Source organism: Lentisalinibacter orientalis, from assembly GCF_040706535.1.
Lineage (GTDB): Bacteria > Pseudomonadota > Gammaproteobacteria > Steroidobacterales > Woeseiaceae > Lentisalinibacter > Lentisalinibacter orientalis.
The window spans coordinates 1-16,771 of sequence record NZ_JAPDRJ010000002.1 but is presented as its reverse complement, the minus strand read 5'-3'; the positions used below and the strand labels follow the sequence as shown (position 1 = coordinate 16,771).

The following is a 16,771-nucleotide window of genomic DNA, read 5'->3' as shown; positions in this document are numbered from 1 at the left end:
GCTGTGCAGACGGCTTGCACTGGTTGTCCATGCAAGGCCGTCTATACAAGGGTTGTATATACAACTAGAATTCGGCCAAGCATAACGGCAGGGAGGCGCCCGTGGCAATCTTCTCCGACACCCTGATCCACAACGTGAACCTCGCGCCCGCGGTGCCCGACGGCCGGGGCCCGGGCGGGCTTGCCGGTACGCGCATGGCCCGGGTGGCCATTGCCGACGGCAGCATCGTCTACGCCGGCGCGGAGGACGACGGACAGGAGGTGGCCGCCGATACCCACGTGGACGGCCGCGGCGGCTGGCTCACGCCCGGCCTGGTCGATTGCCACACCCACCTGGTCTGGGGCGGCAACCGGGCGGACGAGTTCGAGCGGCGCCTGCAGGGCGAATCCTACGAGGCCATCGCCCGCGCCGGCGGCGGCATCCGTGCCACCGTTCGCGCCACCCGGGCGGCGAGCGAGGACGAGCTGTTCGAGGCGTCCTCGCGGCGCCTGCAGCGCCTGCTGGAAGAGGGCGTCACCACGGTGGAGATCAAGTCCGGTTACGGCCTGGACACCGCCACCGAGCTGAAACTGCTGCGGGTGGCCCGTCGCCTCGGCAGGACCCATCCGGTGACGGTTCGTACCACCTTCCTCGGCGCCCATGCGGTGCCTGAAGAATACGAGGGGCGGGCCGACGACTACATCGCGCATGTCTGTGACGAGATGATCCCGGCCGTGGCGGAGCAGGGGCTGGCCGACGCGGTGGACGTGTTCTGCGAGGGCATCGGCTTCAGTCCGGCCCAGTGCGAGCGTGTGTTAGAGGCGGCGGGCCGGCACGGCCTGGCCGTGAAGGCCCACGCGGAGCAGCTCTCCGACCTGAAGGGTGCCGCGCTCGCCAGCCGCTACGGCGCGCTGTCGGTGGACCACCTCGAATACCTCGACCCCGCCGATGCGCCCGCGCTGTTCCAGGCGGGCACGGTGGCCGTGCTGCTGCCGGGCGCCTTCCACTTCCTCGGCGAGACCCGGCTGCCGCCGATCGATGCCCTGCGGGAGGCGGGCGTGCCCATGGCGGTGGCCACCGACCTCAACCCGGGTACCTCGCCGCTCGGCTCGCTGCTGACGGCCATGAATCTCGCCTGCACGCAGTTCGGGCTGGCGCCGGCCGAGGCACTGCTGGGCGCGACACGCTGGGGCGCCGCGGCGCTGGGGCTCGAGCGCAAGGGCCGCATCGAGGAGGGTGCGGATGCCGACCTGTGCCTCTGGGACGTGGACTCGCCGGCGGAACTCGCCTGGGGCATCAACCTCGTGCGCCCGGCAGCGGTATGGCAAGGTGGACGGCGTGTGGACGCGAGCTGATCTCTCGCTCTGGAGCGGCCGGACCGACCGCGGCGTGGCGGCGCTGCGCTGGCACCAGGTCATCGACGATCCGGACGACGGCGCTCCCGGCACCTGCCTGTTCGGCTTCGCCTCCGACCGGGGCGTGCGCCTGAACCAGGGTCGGCCCGGCGCGTCCGAGGGGCCCGATACGCTGCGCCGCGCGCTGGGTAACCTGCCGGCGCCGGCGGAGCGGCCCGTCTACGATGCCGGTACGGTCACCGTCGCCGATGACCTGGCGGCGGGCCAGGATGCGTATGCGGAGCGCGTGGGCCGGTTGCTGGGTGCCGGCCACACGGTGATCGGGCTCGGTGGCGGCCACGAGATCGCCTGGGGCAGCTACCGGGGGCTGGCGCGGCACCTGGACCGGGGCGGCGAGCCGGCGCGCATCGGTATCGTCAATTTCGACGCCCACTTCGACCTGCGCGAGCCCGTCGACGGCGGCACCTCGGGCACGCCGTTCCGCCAGATCGCCGACGACTGCGGCCGCCGGGGCACCGGCTTCCACTATCTCTGCCTCGGCGTCAGCGAGGCGGCGAATACCCGTGCACTGTTCGACTTCGCGGATGCCGCCGGCGTGCGTTATCTCGTCGACATCGACTGCAGCGAGGAGCGGGCGGCGCCCATGCTGGAGGCGCTGGTGGCTGAAGTGGACGCGCTCTACGTCACGGTCTGCCTGGACGCCCTGCCGGGCGCCGTGGCCCCCGGCGTCAGCGCCCCCGCCGGCTTCGGCATCAGCCTGGAATTCGTGATCCGCTGCCTGCGCCGCATCCGCGCGATGAGCCCCGAGCGTCCCTGGCCCGTGGCCGACATCGCGGAATTCAACCCGCGCTACGACGTCGATGGGCGCACCGCCCGGACCGCCACCCGGCTGGTCTGGGAGCTGGCCCGCTAGTCCGCGCTACTTCCGGCGCCACTGGCCGCCGGCGTCCCGGTAATACCAGCCGCTCTCGGCCTTGGCGATCCAGCGGTCGGCGAATACCTGGCGGATCTCGTCTTCCCATTCCGGATGGCCGTTGATGCGGGCGATTTCCCGGTACAGCGCCTCCCAGTCCGCGTTCTGCTCCGCCACCAGCTGGCGTACCCGGTTGCGCTCGTTCAGCGGCACCAGGGAGCGGTCGCGGATCTCGATGGTGCCGCGGGCGGTCAGGCCGATGGCGCCGGAATCGTAGAACGGCTTCAGCTGCGGGAAGCGCTGCTTCAGCGATTGCTCCAGCGCCCGTTTCGCCGGCGAGGAGGCATCGAAGTCCGGCCGGCCCTGGGCATGGGCGGCGGGGACGAGGAAATCCGCCACCGCCGCGGCGAAGCGCGCGGGCAGCGCCTCCAGCGGCAGCCGGCTGGTGGTGTCTTCACCCTCGTTGCCGCCGGTGCCCCGCACCTCGTCGATGATGCGGTCGGCCGCTCTTTCGGCCTCGGCCGCCGGGAAATAGACGTTGATGGTCACGCACGCGGCGAGTAGCAATGCGGACAGCGACAGCCAGGCCGCCGGGTGCGTCATGACGCGGGTCTTTGCTCTGATCATCTGCGTTCCTCGCTTTGCGGTGACGTGGAGACTTCCCTGGATTTCAGCGCCTCGGTGATCTGCGCTACCAGTCTGGGCCAGTTTACCTCCCGGGAATGACCGATGACATCGATGCGGGGCAGACCGCTGCCCTTCACCAGGTAGTAGCCCTGCTGCGCCGGCTGCACGCCGCTCATGTTGCAGACGTCGCCCTCGAGGACGCAGCGGATGCCGAGGCTGTCGTAGCGGAACTCGTCGAACAGGCTGAGGAAGCCGGCGGAGAGCGCCGCGGTGCCGGAGCCTGCGATCTCCGAGATATTGCTGAGCGCCCGCCGGCTGATCCGGTGCCGGCTGTCGTCGTCGGCCGGCGTGTAGAAGCGCGCGTCGAAGGCGATGGGACGGCCCTGCAGCATCTCCAGGCTGCGGATGGACCCGTCCAGCCGGCCGGTGATGCGGCCGAAGGTGAAGACGTCGGTGACGAGGGCGAGATCCAGATTGTCCAGCGTGACCTCGCCGGAGGTGCGGCGGTTCGCGCCGAAGGGCTGTTCGATGCGCAGCTCGGAGATGCGGGCGGTGCCGTCGAATACGCGGGCCACCAGGCTGCCGCCGAGCGTCACGGCGCCCTCGCTCACGCTGAGCAGCGGCAACTCGCCGGAGATCTTGCCGGGCAGGGCGGGCCAGCCCAGCGCGGTGGTGATGCCGGCGAGGCTGACCGGCTCCAGCCGGGCATCGAACTCCACGGCCGGTTCGTCGCCGGACAGCCCGCGTGCCGCGAAGGTCTCCACGAGAAGTGCGCCGTCCAGCACCGGCACACGCAGCGTCTCCTGCAGCGTGATCCGGTCCGGCGTGGAGGAGAACGCCGCGGCGCCGGCGCCGAAGCCGGCGTCGTAGACGAAACCGCCGTCCCAGGCCAGGCGGGACGAGCGGGGCGGGGCGTCCGCTCCGCCGTCCCAGGCGACGTTGCCGCGGGCGCCGTAGATCGCCAGCCGTCTCTCGGCATCGTCCGCGTGGAGATCATCCAGCGCGAGATCCAGGGCGGTGATCCCGCCGTCGTCCAGCTTCACCCGGCCCGATACGCGGCCGCGGGTCTCGAGCTTCGCGAGCGGCGTGCCGGTCAGGAAGCCCTGCAGGTAAGTGGTGTAGACGCCGGGGAAGACCGCGTCGGCGATCTCGACGTCGGCCCGGGCCACGGCGGGTTCCTCTCCGCGCCGCAGGACGGCCTCGCCGCTCGCGGCCAGTACGTCGCGGTGATCGAGGACGAAGCTGTCGATCCAGACGGGACCTGCGGCCGGGTCGAGGCCGCCGCTCGAGTCGAGCGTGAGTGGCGATGCAGACAGGTTGAAGTAGGCGGGCTCCACGTAGGCCTCGCCGGCATCCGCGGTCAGCGTCGCCGTGTAGTCGAGCCGCCCGCCGGACGCCGGAATCCGGGCCTGCGCCTGGAGTGTGGCGGCCAGCCCCTCCGCGGCGAGGCTGCCGGAGGCATTCGCCAGGCTCAGGTCCCGCAGCGTTATCGTGCCGTCGATGCGGGAGACACCGCCGTCCTCTCCCTGTGCGCGCAGCCGGAATCCGGCGGTCCCGGCGGCGATCTCCAGCTCCGGTATGGCGGATGCCGTCGACATCATGGATGCCATGGCGCCCATTGCACCGTAGACCCTCGCGGCGTCCACGTCGGCGCCTTCGACCGCGGCCGTCCAGACGCCGTCGGCCAGTTCCGCCGATATACGCAGCTTCATGCCCTGCCACGGGAGATCCGGCGATTCGAGGACGAGCCGGCCGTCCGCCCGCCGATAGCTCCCCGACAGCGAGAACGCTACCGGGTCCAGCGGCGAGTGCCGCGCCAGGGCCCGGCCCCGTTCGCAGCGGTAGCCCGCCGCGGCCGGCGTTATCGCGACCGTATCGCAGCGCAGTGTGACGTCGCGCAGCTCGCCGACCGGCTCCGGCAGCAGGAGGCGTTTCACACGGACGGAGGCGGCGATGTCTCCGGACCCATCGCCCGGGAGGATACGGAGCTCGATGCCGTCGGCGGACCAGCCTGCGCCGGTGATCTGATCGATGTCCAGGGTCAGCAGTTCGACGGCGGCGGCGAACGGCATGCGGGCGAGCGACAACACGCAGAGCAGCAGCGTTGCCACGGCTACGACTACCGCTGCAGGCTGCCACCGTGAACCGGGAGTGTCGTCGGCGTCCATCGTGGCCCCATTGTGTTCCACCCGGGCCGTGCGACGACAGCGGTGGATTACCGCCGGCGATCTCTGCGCGAGCGGGCGAGACGAAGCAATGCGGGCGATACCGGTGTGTCCGGCGCCAGTTCCGGATCAGCCTCCGGCGCCCCCAGCACCTGCTCCACCGGCACGACCCCCGCCCACACGGGCAGGGCGTAGTCCTCGTCCTCGTCCTCCGGCGGGCCGGCCGTCACCTTGGCGGAAGCGGATTCGATGGGCAGGGCGATGACGCCGGTCATCTTCACCTCCCGGTCGTGGGGCGGGCGCAGCTCATCCCAGCGTCCCGGCATGAGGTGTTCGGAGATGAGCCGCATGGCCTCGATCTTCTCCGCCTCGTCCGCCACCAGCCAGGGCCGTCCGAAGACGGTGACCGAGCGGTAGTTCACCGACGAGTTGAACGCCGAGCGCGCGGCGACGATGCCGTCGATCAGGGTCACGTTCAGCGTCGCCTCCGCGCCGCCTTCGAGGAGGCGCACGATGCGTGCCTTGCGCGCGCCATGCAGATACAGCGTCTCCCCGTCGCGGGCGTAGATCATGGGGACGATCACCGGCCTGCCCTGCTCGCAGAAGGCCACGTGGGCACTCAGCCCGGCATCCAGGATCGCATGCACGGTGGCGCGGTCGTAGCGCGCCGCTTCCCTGACCTGGCGTACCCGGTTGCGATCGCCGATTTCGTAATCCGCTCCGTTCTCCGTCTTCATTGCTGCTCTCCACGGATTCGTCCGGCCAGTATAGCCGGCCTGCCATCGGAACCTCGCCCGCCACACCCTTATGCCGCCATAATGGGCGCATGGGAGAGCAGAGGAAGAGACGGGCGGGCGACGGCGTCACCCGCCGGGACTTCGTCCAGGGCATGGCTCTGGCGGGGGCGGCCGCCGGACTGCCCGGTGCCGCCGGCGCGCAGATGTTCGGCTTCGGCGAGGAGGAGTATTACCCGCCCGCGCTGACCGGGCTGAGGGGCGCCCATCCGGGTTCCTTCGAGGTGGCCCATGCGCTCGCCCGCCGCGGCGAGCGATACCCCGGCGCGAAGCCCGCCGACGGCGGCCGGGTCTACGACCTGGTGGTGGTGGGGGGCGGACTCAGCGGGCTCGCCGCCGCCTGGTATTACCGGCAGCAGGCCGGCGAGTTCGCCCGTATCCTGATTCTGGACAACCACGACGACTTCGGCGGCCACGCGAAGCGCAACGAGTTCCTGGTGGCCGGCAAGAACCTGATCGGTTACGGCGGCAGCCAGTCCATCGATACGCCCTCGGCCTGGAGCAAGCCCGCCCGCGGCCTGCTCGAGGCGCTGGACGTGAATCTGGACCGGTTCTACTCGGCCTACGACCGCGGCCACCGTGAGCGCTTCGGTCTGGCCCGAGGCATCTTCTTCGCCGACGCGCCGGAGGGGGAGCGCCTGGTGCGCAGCGACGGCGGCCGGGGTGCGAACCGCCTGCCCATCGACTCCGACGCGGAAGGCTGGGTGCGCTCGCTGCCCCTGCCCGATGCCGATAGGGTGACGCTGTTTCGCATCCTGATTGCCCAGCCGGCGAACCTGCCGGCGGCCAGCCGGGAGACGCTGGAGAAGATCCTGCGCCGGGTGAGCTACAACGACTATCTGCGCCGCTATTTCGACGCGGGCCCGGCGGTCATCCGGCTGTTCCAGAACTCGAGTAATGCGTTCTGGGGCATCGGTACCGACGCGTTGTCGGCGCTGGAGGCGGTGCGCATGGGCTACCCGGGATTCACCGGACTGGATATCGGCCCGTGCCGGGTGAGCGGCGCCTACGAGGGCTGCGAGCACGACGAGCCCTACATCTTCCACTTCCCGGACGGCAACGCGTCGCTCGCGCGGCTGCTGGTCCGGGATCTGATACCGGCGGCAGCGCCCGGCGACGACATGGAGGATATCGTCACCGCCCGCTTCGACTACGAGGCGCTGGACCTGCCCGACGCCTACGTGCGTCTGCGGCTGAATGCCACTGCTGTGCGCGCGGTGAACCGCACGCTGGAGCCCGGCCGCGAGGGCGTGGAGGTGGACTACGTGACGGACGCGGGCACGTTCCGGGCGCGGGCGCGCCACGCCATCCTGGCCTGCAACAATCTGATGGTGCCTCATCTCTGTCCGCAGCTGCCGGCCGGGCAGGCCGAGGCCATCGCCGAGTATCCCCGGGCGCCCATCGTCTACGTGAATGCGGCCGTCGAGAACTGGAAGGCCTTCGCGGAACTCGGCATCGAGAGCGCCTATTTCCCGGACGATTTCTATCACAGCGTGTCGCTGGATTTCCCGGTCAGCCTCGGCCGCTATCAATACCCCTCGACGCCCGATGAGCCGATGGTGCTCCACCTGGTGCACGTGCCGACCACGCCGGAGGCCGGCCTGACGCCCCGGGAGCAGTTTGCCCGCGGCCGCTACGAGATTCTGCGGATGGCATTCGAGGACTACGAGCGCCCCCTGCGCCGCCAGCTCGACGCCCTGCTGGGCCCGGCCGGTTTCTCGTCCGGCCGCGACCTCCGCGCCGTCACCGTGAACCGCTGGCCGCACGGCTACGCCTACGAACAGATCGATCTCCACGATCCGGACTGGCCGCCCGGCGAGGCACCGTGGGAGATCGGCCGCCGGCCCGTGGGCCGCATCGCCATCGCGGCGTCCGATTCGGAGGGCCGGGCCTATGCCGATGCGGCCATCGACGCCGCCTGGCGCGCGGTGGGCGAGACGTTCGGGCATCCGGCGGGCATGCCGGGGGCGGAAGCGGCCGAGTAGAGCCGGCCCGCCGTCGCGCCGTCACGCCGTCGCGCAATGGCGAGCGCGAGCGCGACCGCGGATCGCGCGGACCCCTGTGCGCCCGTCAGGGCACCAGCACGGCGGCGCCGGAGAGACGCCCGTGTCTCAGGTCCTCCAGCGCGGCGTTGGCCTCCTCCAGCGGGTAGGTGGTCACCTCCGTGCGCACGCCGGCGCGGGGCGCGAGATCCAGGAACTCCACGGCGTCCTGCCGGGTGAGGTTGGCCACCGAGCGGATCCGGCGCTCCTCCCACAGGATGCGGTAGGGGAAGCTCGGGATGTCGCTCATGTGGATGCCCCCGCAGACCACGATGCCGCCCTTGCGCACGGCCCTGAGCCCGGCCGGCACGAGCTCGCCGACCGGCGCGAACAGGATGGCCGCGTCCAGCTCCGCCGGCGGCGCCTCGTCGGACCCGCCGGCCCATTCCGCGCCCATGCGCAGCGCGAACTCCTGGGCCTGCGTGTCGCCGGGACGGGTGAAGGCGTAGACGCGCTGGCCGCGGTGCCGGGCCACCTGGGTCAGGATGTGGGCCGCCGCCCCGAACCCGTACAGGCCCAGGTTGCGGCCCTCGCCGGCCATGCGCCAGGAGCGGTAGCCGATGAGTCCGGCGCACATGAGCGGCGCGGCCTCGGCGTCGTCGTAGTCGGCGTCGATGGGGAAGGTGTAGCGGGCGTCGGCCACGGTGTGGGTGGCGAAGCCGCCGTCCCGGTCGAAGCCGGTGAAGGCGGGTTCGTCGCAGAGATTCTCCTGGCCGTGCTCGCAGTACCAGCAGTGTGCGCAGGTGGCGCCCAGCCAGGGCACGCCGACCCGCTGGCCTTGCCGGAACCCGCGCACGGAGGCACCGCACTCCGCCACCCGGCCGATGACCTCGTGACCCGGCACGACGGGCAGCTTGCCGCCCGGGAGCTCGCCGTCCACCACGTGCAGGTCGGTGCGGCAGACCCCGCAGGCACTCACCTCGATGAGGAGTTCGTTGTCGCCCGGCGCCGGGGTCTCGCTCTCGACCGCCTCCAGCGGCCGCCCGACTTCTTTCAGGACCATGGATTTCATGCTGCCGAGCATAGGCGATTCGCGGCCGGCTGCCGATCGTGGAAAGCGCAGACGGCGGCTCAGCCCGGCCGGCGGTATTTCGGCAGGCTGAGGCCGGTGAGGATGGCCGCCGCACGCAGCCCGAAGCCCGCCGCGAGCGCGGCCAGGGTGGCCGCGGGGCTCGCCACACCGGCGGCATCCAGCGCGACGTAGACACCGGCGCCCGCCAGCGCCGCGGTGGCGTAGATCTCCGAGCGCAGGATCAGCGGTATGTCGTTGCACATGATGTCGCGGATGAAGCCGCCGAAAGTGGCGGTCATCATGCCCATGCCCGCGGCGATCACCGGCGAGACGCCCTGGGCCAGTGCCGCCTGGGTGCCCGTGACGGCGAAGACGGCGAGGCCCGCCGCGTCCATCCACATCAGCGCCCGCAGGCGGGAGGCAACCAGTCGGGCGCCGACGAAGGTGAGGCAGGCGGCCACCACGCACACGCTGATGTATACCGGCTCGTCGATCCAGAATACCGGCGTGCTGCCGAGCAGCAGGTCCCGCAGGGTGCCGCCGCCGATGCCGGTGACCGAGCCCACGAGCACGAAGCCGAGCAGGTCCATCTCCCGGCGGGCCGCCTCCAGCGCACCGGACACGGCGAAGACCGCGACGCCGGCGAGGTCCAGCCAGCCTATGGATTCGGCAAGGAGTTCCGCGAGGGGCGGCAGGCTCATGCCGTCGTGCCCCGGCCGGGGCGCGGCAGCGTCCGGTTCAGCAGCGGATGGCCCGCCAGCAGCAGGTTCTCTATCCACCAGGCTTCGCGCAGCCGCGCCCGGCGGCAGTCGGCGACGAAGGTGCAGCCGCAGGCCGGGTCGCAGGCAACGCTCTCGATCAGCCGCATGCCGGGCGCCTTGTCCTCGGCGGCGAGCAGGGCCAGCCATTCCTCCAGCACGGCGGGTTCCCGCGAGGGCCGGGCCCGGCGGAAGCGCTGCGGCGCGTCGTCCCAGAGCGGCAGCGGGCGCTGCCATGGCCCCTGCAATGGCCGCGGCCGTTCCGCCAGGGCGCGCAGCCACACCCGGCCGGCACGGATATGACCGAGCAGCCTGGCCCGGGGGCGGCGGGTCTGTCCCACGTAGCAGACGAGTCCGCTGTCGGGTTCGGCGAGGACGTAGAGGAGGGCGCCGCGCCGGGGCGGCGGGCTGTCCACCTCGGGGAGCCGGCAGACGGGTCCGGCGGGCCTCATCCCCGGTCCTCCAGAAGGGATTCCAGGAGCTCCTTCGTGTGGCGCACCGTCTCGGCGACATTGAAGTGCCGGTCCAGCCGTTCCCTGGCGCGCCGGCCCATCAGCGCGCGCTCGGTGGGGTTGTCGTACAGGAAGCGGATGGCGTCGGCGATGGCGCCGGCGTCGCCGGGCGCCACCACGATGCCGGACTGGCCGTCGAGCACCAGCTCCGCGCTGCCGCCGGTGTCCGTGACGATCGGCGGGACGGCGTAGGCCATCGACTCGATGACCGTCTTGGGCAGGCCCTCGCGCTTCAGCGACGGCAGTACCGAGGCCGAGCAGGCGGCCACCAGCGCGGTGGCGTCCCGTCGGAACCCCGCCACGTGGATGCGCCCGCGCATCGGGCTCGCGCCGATCAGCCGGGCCAGTTCCGGCTCCTCCAGCCCGCCGCCCACCAGCAGCAGATGGATCGCGGCATCCCGGGGCAGCCGGTAGGTGGCCTCGACCAGCACGCCGAGACCCTTCCGCGGCCGGTTGTTGGCCACGCAGATCACGGTGAAGGCACCCGCCGGGATGCCGAACTCGCCGAGATCCGCGGGCGTTTCCCGGTACCAGTCGAGGCTGTGTCCCTTGTAGACGGTGCGCACGCGGCCGGGACGCGGGTGCTGGGCCCGCAGGCTGTCGCGCACGGCGTCGGCCACGCAGAGGATGAGATCGATCCGGGGATTGAGGTGGGTGAGATAGGCGCTCGGGTCCCAGCGATGGATGTTGCCCGTCTGCCCGCGGTACGTGACCACCTTCACCGGCAGCCCGACGGCGGCGAGGTTCGTGTTGGCGATGGCCTTGTTATTGAAGGAACAGACGACGTCGATGCGCCGTTCCCTGAGTTCGCGGCGGATGCGCCGGATGGCCTCCGGGGAGACCTTGCGCCGGGGCACGAAATCCACCACCTCGATGCCCGCCTCCCGCATGGGGCCGGCGTACACCGAATCGCCCTGTGTCATGACCGTCACCGCGACACCGGCTTTCTGCAGGCCGATGAAGAGCTCGGCCTCCGGCCGGACGCTGTTCAGGGTGTCCCCGTGGGAGGTGATGCAGAGCAGCCGCATGGCTCAGCCGTCGCGGCGCCAGAACAGATCCACGTGCCGGTCGCTGGCCAGCAGTTCCTCGCGCTTGACCGGCGCCAGCGCCCCGTCGCGCAGTATCGCCGGCGTGTAGCCCTGCTCCCTCATGAAGTCCAGCAGCGCGGCCGGCTCCATGCCGGCGGCGCTCATGTAGCGGGGCGAATATTCGAGCATGACGCAGGGACACCGCGCCAGCACGCCGGCGGCGCCCCGCAGCGCGGCCAGCTCGAAGCCCTCGATGTCCATCTTCAGGAAGCGCGGGGTGCGGTCGCCGAGCTCCTCCTGCGCCCAGAATTCGTCCAGGGTGGTGGTGCGGATCTCGATCGTGCCGCCTTCGTGGATGGGCAGCATCGAGTGCCGGCCCCGGTTGGAGCCGCCGAACAGATGCAGCTCGAACGTGCCCGCGCGGTCCGAGACGCCGAGCTGGACCGGGTGGACCCGCTGCGCGGCGTTCAGCGCCCGGTTCTCGCCCAGCAGGGCGTAGTTCTCCGGGTCCGGCTCGAAGGCGTAGATGTCGGCCCGGGCCTCGCCGGCGATGCGGTCGAGCACGAGCGAGTACCAGCCGATGTTGGCGCCGACGTCCAGGATGACGTCGCCGTCCCGGATGTCGAGGGTGCGCTTCAGGAAGTCCGTGGTCTCGGGCTCGTGCGCGCCGTACTTGTAGATGTGGCGGCCGATCACGTCGTCGGTGCGCACCCGCAGGCGCAGGTCGAAATGGTCCGCCTTCGCCAGCAGGCGCGGCCGGCGCAGTATGAAGCGGTTGACGACGTAGGCGGCGGCGCGGAGATCCATGGGCGTGATGCGGTGGCGGCAGGTGCGTGTGGCGCGGTGACGCGCTAGAGTTTAACCGCTTTCGTTGCCCGGAGTCGGCCATGCAGCATTGTCGGACAGATCGTTGGACAGACGGTCGGACAGACGGTCGGAAAGATCGTCGGGAGACTCGTCGCACGGGTCTTCGATCGATTGATGGCGCGCAGGCGCGCGCGGCCCGCGGCCGGCTCACCGCCGCGGCGGTGGCGCTGGTCGCCCTCGCCGCGGCGGGTTGTGCCAGCCAGGAGCCGCCGCCGCCGACCTTCATCGGCTTCATTCAGGCGCAGACCGCGCCGGTGGAGCCGTGGAGCCCCTATCCCGGCGTAACCGCCCGGCGCCTCAGCGCGGACGAGTTCACCGGGCGCAGCGCCATCCACCTGAGCGTGCCGCTGGGCTGGCGCTGGACCGGCATGGTCAACGGCGCCTTCACCCGGGAGTGGCTCGTGCTGGAGGGCCGTGTGCAGGCGGGCGAGCGCCAGCTGCAGGGCGGCGATCTCCTCTACGTGCCGCCGGGCGCCCAGCCGCCGTCGATCACAGCCGTGCGCCCCGCGAAGATGCTGGTGTTCACCGATCCGGCCGATCCGGCCTCCGGGCTGGGGCAGATCTTCGTCGCCAGTGCCCGTTCGCTGCCCTGGCGGCCGGGCACGGTGGCCCGGGATGCCGGCGTGCCGCTGGACCTCAGCGTCAAGGACCTGAAGAACGATCCCGGCACCGGCGCGCGCACCTGGCTGGTGAAGATCGGTCCGGGCGTCGAGGTGCCCTGGGAGAGCCATTCGGTGGTGGAGGAGGGCTACCTGCTGGAGGGCGACTACCGCCTGTCGGAGTGCCTGCCGGAAGGCCGCAAGGACGGCGACTACCTGCCCGGCGGCTATTTCTGGCGCCCGGCCAACTGGATCCACAGCGGCCCGGATTCCGGCACCGACGGCGGCGCCGTCTGGCTGATGCGCTCGCCGGGAGCGCTGGATGCGACCTTCCACGACGCGTGCCGGCCGCCGGCGCGCTGAGGACCGCCGCCGCTCAGGTTCGCTCGGCGACGAGGATCGCGCGCAGCGGCGCGACGTGGCCTTCCACCGTGCGCCGCGGGTCCGCGGAATCCAGGGCGTCCTGCAATGACTGAAAAGGCATCCACTCGGTGCTCCGCTGTTCGGCAGTGCCGGTGGCGGTAACGTCCACGCAGCGCACGCCGGCGAATCCGGCGCGTTCCAGCCAGACCGTGAGCGCGGCCACGGAGGGCAGGAACCAGACGTTGCGCATGCGGGCGTAGCGCCCGGGCGGCACCAGCACCGTGTCGGGCCCGCCCTCGACCACCAGCGTTTCCAGCACCAGTTCGCCGCCGGGCCGCAGCCAGCGCCGCAGCCGGGCGAGATGGCCGAACGGCGAGCGGCGGTGGTAGAGCACGCCCATGGAGAACGCGGTATCGAGGCCCGCCGGCGGCTCCGGCACGTCCTCGAGGGGAATCGGCAGCAGCCAGAACGGCAGCGGCGGCGTGAAACGGCGGATCGCCCGGTACTGGAGGCTGAACAACCGCGTCGGATCGGCTCCCAGCACCCAGCGGGCGCCGGCGTCCAGCATGCGCAGGGCGTAGTAGCCGTTGCCGCAGCCCACGTCCAGCACCCGGCGATCGCCGAGGTCGGAGACGTGGGGCGCGAGCCGGTCCCACTTCATGTCCGAGCGCCACTCGGCGTCCACCTCGACACCGTGGACCGCGAACGGCCCCTTGCGCCAGGGCGCCAGCGCCAGCAGCGCCTCGCGGATGGCCTCCCGCGTCCCGGCATCGGCGTCGCTGCCGATCCGCACCGCCGGGCCGTCGGCGATTGGCATGGTCGGTGCCAGGGTGGGGAGACGCTCGATGGCCGCCTCCCACCGCGGCTGGTCGCCGTGGGGCCGTGCCGTCGCGGCCGCGGCGGCGGCCGCGAGCGCCTCGCCCCAGTCGCCGGTCCCCTCGGCGGTGAGCGTGCGGCGCAGGAGTTCGAGATCGGCCGGGGGCATGGGGCTGGGGTCAGCAGCGGCCCGCCGTCAGGCGACCGCGACGAACGAGGCGAAATTGAGTTCCTGCATCCAGCAGGCGGCGTGGCCGAAGCCGGCGCGGCGCAGCCGCTCCAGATGGGTGTCGGCGGTGTCGGGGACCAGCACCTTCTCCAGGGCGGCCCGCTTGCGGCTGATCTCCAGGTCGCTGTAGGCGTTGGCCCGCTTGAAGTCGTGGTGCAGCTCGACGAACAGGGCGTCCAGCACCGGATCGGCGAAGCGGATCTTCTCCGACAGCACCAGGATGCCGCCCTCCCGCATGCCGTCCCGGATACGGGCGAGCAGGCCGGGGCGGTCGTCCCGGGGTACGAACTGCAGCGTGTAGTTGAGCACCACCAGGCTCGCGTCCCGCACCGGCGTCTCGCGCAGATCCTCGGTGCGCAGCTCCACGGCCACGCCTGTCCCCTCGATCCCGCTCTCGTCGAGGACCTGTCGGCAGCGCCCGATCATGGCCGGAGAGTTGTCGACGGCCACGATGCGGGCGTCGTCGTAGTGGATGCCGCGGGCCATGGCCAGGGTGGCGGCACCGAGGGAGCAGCCGAGGTCGTAGCAGGCGGAGCCCGGGGTCACGGCTCTCGCCGCCAGGCGCTCGATCTCGGCCAGGGTGCGGCCGTAGCCGGGGACGGACCGGCGGATCATGTCCCCGAACACCTCGGCCACCCGTTCGTTGAATTCGAAGGAGCCCCGGTTGCCACCGGAGTCCCGGTAGATAGAATCGCGTTTCGAGCCTTCCATGGAAAGATGGTCCGGTGGCGCCCCTGCGGCGTCAAGCTCGGCCGGGGCCGGGGAACACGGCGGCCGGTGACCGGTCACAGGAGTTGCGATGCTGGCAGAGCTGCACAGGGAACTCGGTATCCCGCCGGACTACGGCAAGGCGCCGCCGCGGCCCCGTTTCGAGGAGGCCAGCGGCCTGATCGACGTGGGACCCAATCTCGTGGGCCGGCCCCAGAAGCTCACGCCCCGGGCCGCCGACCGCTGGCAGGCCATGCGCGAAGCCGCGGCCGAGGAGGGCATCCGGCTGCTGCTGGTCTCCGGATTCCGCAGCGTGGAGTACCAGGCGGCCCTCATCCGCCGCAAGCTGGAGGCCGGGCAGTCCATCGAGGACATCCTCGCGGTGAACGCGGCGCCCGGCTACAGCCAGCACCACACCGGCGAGGCGATCGACATCGCCACGCCCGGGTTCCGGCCGCTGACGGAGGAGTTCGAACGCTCCCCGGCCTTCCGCTGGCTAGGCCGCCGGGCCGGCGATTTCGGCTTCGGCCTGAGCTACCCGCCGGGCAACCCCGAGGGGTTCGTCTACGAGCCCTGGCACTGGGCGCTCTGAGGGCGCCGCCCCGCCGCCCCGGCCCGGGACCTCGTGTTGACAGCAGGGGGGCCATGGTTGGACAATAGCGGGCTTGTTTCCGCGGAGGGGTACTCAAGCGGTCAACGAGGGCAGACTGTAAATCTGCTGGCTATGCCTACGTAGGTTCGAATCCTACCCCCTCCACCAGAACAAATGGCGGTGGCGGCAAGCCGGAAGAAGTACTGAAACAGCCCGGGGCATACGGCCTCGACCGGGCTGTTTGCTGTGGAAAAAGGTACGGAATCGGCGGTTGTCATCGGCGAGGAGTCATCGAAGAGGATCCTGAGAGGACGGGGAAGCTGACCGGAGTGGCAATTGCGGCGGCACAGGTTGGCGGGTGTAGTTCAACGGTAGAACCTCAGCCTTCCAAGCTGATGATGTGGGTTCGATTCCCATCACCCGCTCCATCCGCCCCGTTCTTCTTGTGTGTAGGGAGTGCATAAGCCCACATAGCTCAGGCGGTAGAGCACTTCCTTGGTAAGGAAGAGGTCACTGGTTCGAGTCCAGTTGTGGGCACCAGATCAAGAGAGCCGCGACGCGATGGGCCGGGAGCGACGGTCCGCGGCGAAGGAGAAGAGGGCCACGGCGTGCGCAGCCTGCGGCCGAGGAAAATTCGAGAGGCGAGAGCCGCCGCGATCCGGCACGGATGCGCGGGCCCTGGCGACCATTGTCACGAGTGTTCGATTACGAGCGTGTTTGAAAAGCCCGACTGAAAGGTAGGCAGAGATGTCCAAAGCGAAGTTTGAGAGAACGAAGCCCCACGTGAACGTAGGCACGATTGGCCACGTGGACCACGGTAAGACGACTTTGACGGCTGCGATGACGAAGGTGATGGCCGAGAAGTTTGGTGGTGAGGTGCGGGCTTACGACCAGATCGACAATGCGCCGGAGGAGAAGGCACGTGGTATCACGATTGCCACGGCGCACGTGGAGTACGAGAGCGAGGCGCGCCACTACGCGCACGTGGACTGCCCGGGCCATGCTGACTACGTGAAGAACATGATCACGGGAGCGGCGCAGATGGACGGTGCGATCCTGGTGGTGAGTGCGGCGGACGGTCCGATGCCGCAGACGCGCGAGCACATTCTGCTGGCGCGCCAGGTGGGCGTGCCCTACATCGTGGTGTACCTGAACAAGGCGGACATGGTGGATGACGAGGAGCTTCTGGAGCTGGTGGAGATGGAGGTGCGCGATCTCCTGTCGACCTACGAGTTCCCGGGCGACGATACGCCGATCATCACCGGCTCTGCGCTGAAGGCGTTCGAGGGGGACGAGTCGGACATCGGCGTGCCCTCGATCTACAAGCTGATCGAGGCGATGGACAGCTACATTCCGGAGCCCGAGCGTGCGGTGGACGGTGACTTCCTGATGCCGGTGGAGGACGTGTTCTC

The 16,771-nt window shown here is 70.7% G+C and carries 16 protein-coding genes and 3 tRNA genes; 9 read left to right on the top strand and 10 right to left on the bottom strand.

Annotated elements, in window-relative coordinates; translation table 11 throughout:
• The first annotated feature begins 101 nt into the window (after positions 1-101).
• The gene (gene hutI / locus ACJMK0_RS10000; protein ID WP_405237980.1) at positions 102-1,334 is read left to right on the top strand and encodes an imidazolonepropionase; all 1,233 of its coding nucleotides are present in this window, start codon (positions 102-104) and stop codon (positions 1,332-1,334) included.
• A complete protein-coding gene (gene hutG / locus ACJMK0_RS09995) occupies positions 1,318-2,247 on the top strand; it encodes a formimidoylglutamase (RefSeq protein WP_405237978.1) in 930 nt (309 codons plus the stop codon). Before hutI ends, hutG begins: the two co-directional genes overlap by 17 nt.
• Positions 2,248-2,253: 6 nt before the next feature.
• Here the strand turns inward: hutG and ACJMK0_RS09990 are convergent, their stop codons facing one another.
• From ACJMK0_RS09990 to ACJMK0_RS09980, 3 genes are all read right to left on the bottom strand, one after another.
• Positions 2,254-2,874 (bottom strand): YdbL family protein, encoded by a 621-nt coding sequence (locus tag ACJMK0_RS09990; RefSeq protein WP_405237976.1) that lies wholly within the window; start codon positions 2,872-2,874, stop codon positions 2,254-2,256.
• Entirely contained in the window at positions 2,871-4,985 is a 2,115-nt protein-coding gene (locus tag ACJMK0_RS09985) for a hypothetical protein (protein ID WP_405237975.1), read from the bottom strand. The genes ACJMK0_RS09990 and ACJMK0_RS09985 overlap by 4 nt, the downstream gene beginning before the upstream one ends.
• Before the next feature lie 104 nt (positions 4,986-5,089).
• Entirely contained in the window at positions 5,090-5,776 is a 687-nt protein-coding gene (locus ACJMK0_RS09980) for a pyridoxamine 5'-phosphate oxidase family protein (RefSeq protein WP_405237973.1), read from the bottom strand.
• An 89-nt stretch (positions 5,777-5,865) separates the two neighbouring features.
• Between ACJMK0_RS09980 and ACJMK0_RS09975 the strand changes: the two genes are divergently transcribed.
• Positions 5,866-7,818, top strand: coding sequence for an NAD(P)-binding protein (locus ACJMK0_RS09975; protein WP_405237971.1), 1,953 nt, complete (start codon positions 5,866-5,868; stop codon positions 7,816-7,818).
• A gap of 85 nt (positions 7,819-7,903) precedes the next feature.
• Here the strand turns inward: ACJMK0_RS09975 and ACJMK0_RS09970 are convergent, their stop codons facing one another.
• The 5 genes from ACJMK0_RS09970 to ACJMK0_RS09950 are packed head-to-tail and all read right to left on the bottom strand — an operon-like array spanning position 7,904 to position 11,992.
• Positions 7,904-8,887, bottom strand: a complete 984-nt coding sequence (locus ACJMK0_RS09970) for a zinc-dependent alcohol dehydrogenase family protein (protein ID WP_405238534.1) — start codon at positions 8,885-8,887, stop codon at positions 7,904-7,906.
• Between the two features lie 59 nt (positions 8,888-8,946).
• On the bottom strand, positions 8,947-9,588 hold the full coding sequence (locus ACJMK0_RS09965) for a trimeric intracellular cation channel family protein (protein WP_405237969.1): 642 nt from the start codon (positions 9,586-9,588) through the stop codon (positions 8,947-8,949).
• A complete protein-coding gene (locus tag ACJMK0_RS09960) occupies positions 9,585-10,097 on the bottom strand; it encodes a GIY-YIG nuclease family protein (protein WP_405237967.1) in 513 nt (170 codons plus the stop codon). The genes ACJMK0_RS09965 and ACJMK0_RS09960 overlap by 4 nt, the downstream gene beginning before the upstream one ends.
• Positions 10,094-11,185, bottom strand: a complete 1,092-nt coding sequence (locus ACJMK0_RS09955) for a glycosyltransferase family 4 protein (protein ID WP_405237965.1) — start codon at positions 11,183-11,185, stop codon at positions 10,094-10,096. Before ACJMK0_RS09955 ends, ACJMK0_RS09960 begins: the two co-directional genes overlap by 4 nt.
• Positions 11,186-11,188: 3 nt before the next feature.
• Positions 11,189-11,992 carry an FkbM family methyltransferase gene (locus tag ACJMK0_RS09950; protein WP_405237963.1) on the bottom strand — a complete coding sequence of 268 codons (804 nt, stop codon included), beginning with the start codon at positions 11,990-11,992 and terminating at the stop codon, positions 11,189-11,191.
• Between the two features lie 221 nt (positions 11,993-12,213).
• Between ACJMK0_RS09950 and ACJMK0_RS09945 the strand changes: the two genes are divergently transcribed.
• A complete protein-coding gene (locus ACJMK0_RS09945) occupies positions 12,214-13,014 on the top strand; it encodes a DUF4437 domain-containing protein (RefSeq protein WP_405237961.1) in 801 nt (266 codons plus the stop codon).
• Positions 13,015-13,027: 13 nt separating this feature from the next.
• Here ACJMK0_RS09945 and cmoB read toward each other — a convergent pair whose 3' ends face one another.
• On the bottom strand, positions 13,028-13,999 hold the full coding sequence (gene cmoB, locus ACJMK0_RS09940) for a tRNA 5-methoxyuridine(34)/uridine 5-oxyacetic acid(34) synthase CmoB (protein WP_405237959.1): 972 nt from the start codon (positions 13,997-13,999) through the stop codon (positions 13,028-13,030).
• Positions 14,000-14,026: 27 nt separating this feature from the next.
• Positions 14,027-14,770, bottom strand: coding sequence for a carboxy-S-adenosyl-L-methionine synthase CmoA (cmoA, locus tag ACJMK0_RS09935; RefSeq protein WP_405237957.1), 744 nt, complete (start codon positions 14,768-14,770; stop codon positions 14,027-14,029).
• A gap of 88 nt (positions 14,771-14,858) precedes the next feature.
• Between cmoA and ACJMK0_RS09930 the strand changes: the two genes are divergently transcribed.
• The 5 genes from ACJMK0_RS09930 to ACJMK0_RS09910 form a co-directional block, all read left to right on the top strand.
• Positions 14,859-15,359: a M15 family metallopeptidase gene (locus tag ACJMK0_RS09930; RefSeq protein ID WP_405237955.1), complete on the top strand. Its 501-nt coding sequence runs from the start codon at positions 14,859-14,861 to the stop codon at positions 15,357-15,359.
• A gap of 83 nt (positions 15,360-15,442) precedes the next feature.
• Positions 15,443-15,527 (top strand) — tRNA-Tyr (locus ACJMK0_RS09925).
• 186 nt (positions 15,528-15,713) lie between these two features.
• A tRNA-Gly gene (locus tag ACJMK0_RS09920) sits at positions 15,714-15,787 on the top strand.
• Positions 15,788-15,823: 36 nt separating this feature from the next.
• Positions 15,824-15,899, top strand: a tRNA-Thr gene (locus ACJMK0_RS09915).
• Between the two features lie 207 nt (positions 15,900-16,106).
• A partial coding sequence (locus ACJMK0_RS09910) for a GTP-binding protein (protein ID WP_405237953.1) occupies positions 16,107-16,771 on the top strand: 665 nt, incomplete at its 3' end.

What these genes read in the sequence shown, in the direction of transcription:
- ACJMK0_RS09955 (WP_405237965.1), bottom strand. Translation starts at nt 11,185, where the DNA reads ATGCGGCTGCTCTGCATCACCTCCCACGGGGACACCCTGAACAGCGTC.
- ACJMK0_RS09950 (WP_405237963.1), bottom strand. Translation starts at nt 11,992, where the DNA reads ATGGATCTCCGCGCCGCCGCCTACGTCGTCAACCGCTTCATACTGCGC.
- ACJMK0_RS09960 (WP_405237967.1), bottom strand. Translation starts at nt 10,097, where the DNA reads ATGAGGCCCGCCGGACCCGTCTGCCGGCTCCCCGAGGTGGACAGCCCG.
- cmoB (WP_405237959.1), bottom strand. Translation starts at nt 13,999, where the DNA reads ATGCCCCCGGCCGATCTCGAACTCCTGCGCCGCACGCTCACCGCCGAG.
- cmoA (WP_405237957.1), bottom strand. Translation starts at nt 14,770, where the DNA reads ATGGAAGGCTCGAAACGCGATTCTATCTACCGGGACTCCGGTGGCAAC.
- ACJMK0_RS09965 (WP_405237969.1), bottom strand. Translation starts at nt 9,588, where the DNA reads ATGAGCCTGCCGCCCCTCGCGGAACTCCTTGCCGAATCCATAGGCTGG.
- ACJMK0_RS09930 (WP_405237955.1), top strand. Translation starts at nt 14,859, where the DNA reads ATGCTGGCAGAGCTGCACAGGGAACTCGGTATCCCGCCGGACTACGGC.
- ACJMK0_RS09990 (WP_405237976.1), bottom strand. Translation starts at nt 2,874, where the DNA reads ATGATCAGAGCAAAGACCCGCGTCATGACGCACCCGGCGGCCTGGCTG.
- ACJMK0_RS09980 (WP_405237973.1), bottom strand. Translation starts at nt 5,776, where the DNA reads ATGAAGACGGAGAACGGAGCGGATTACGAAATCGGCGATCGCAACCGG.
- ACJMK0_RS09975 (WP_405237971.1), top strand. Translation starts at nt 5,866, where the DNA reads ATGGGAGAGCAGAGGAAGAGACGGGCGGGCGACGGCGTCACCCGCCGG.
- ACJMK0_RS09970 (WP_405238534.1), bottom strand. Translation starts at nt 8,887, where the DNA reads ATGAAATCCATGGTCCTGAAAGAAGTCGGGCGGCCGCTGGAGGCGGTC.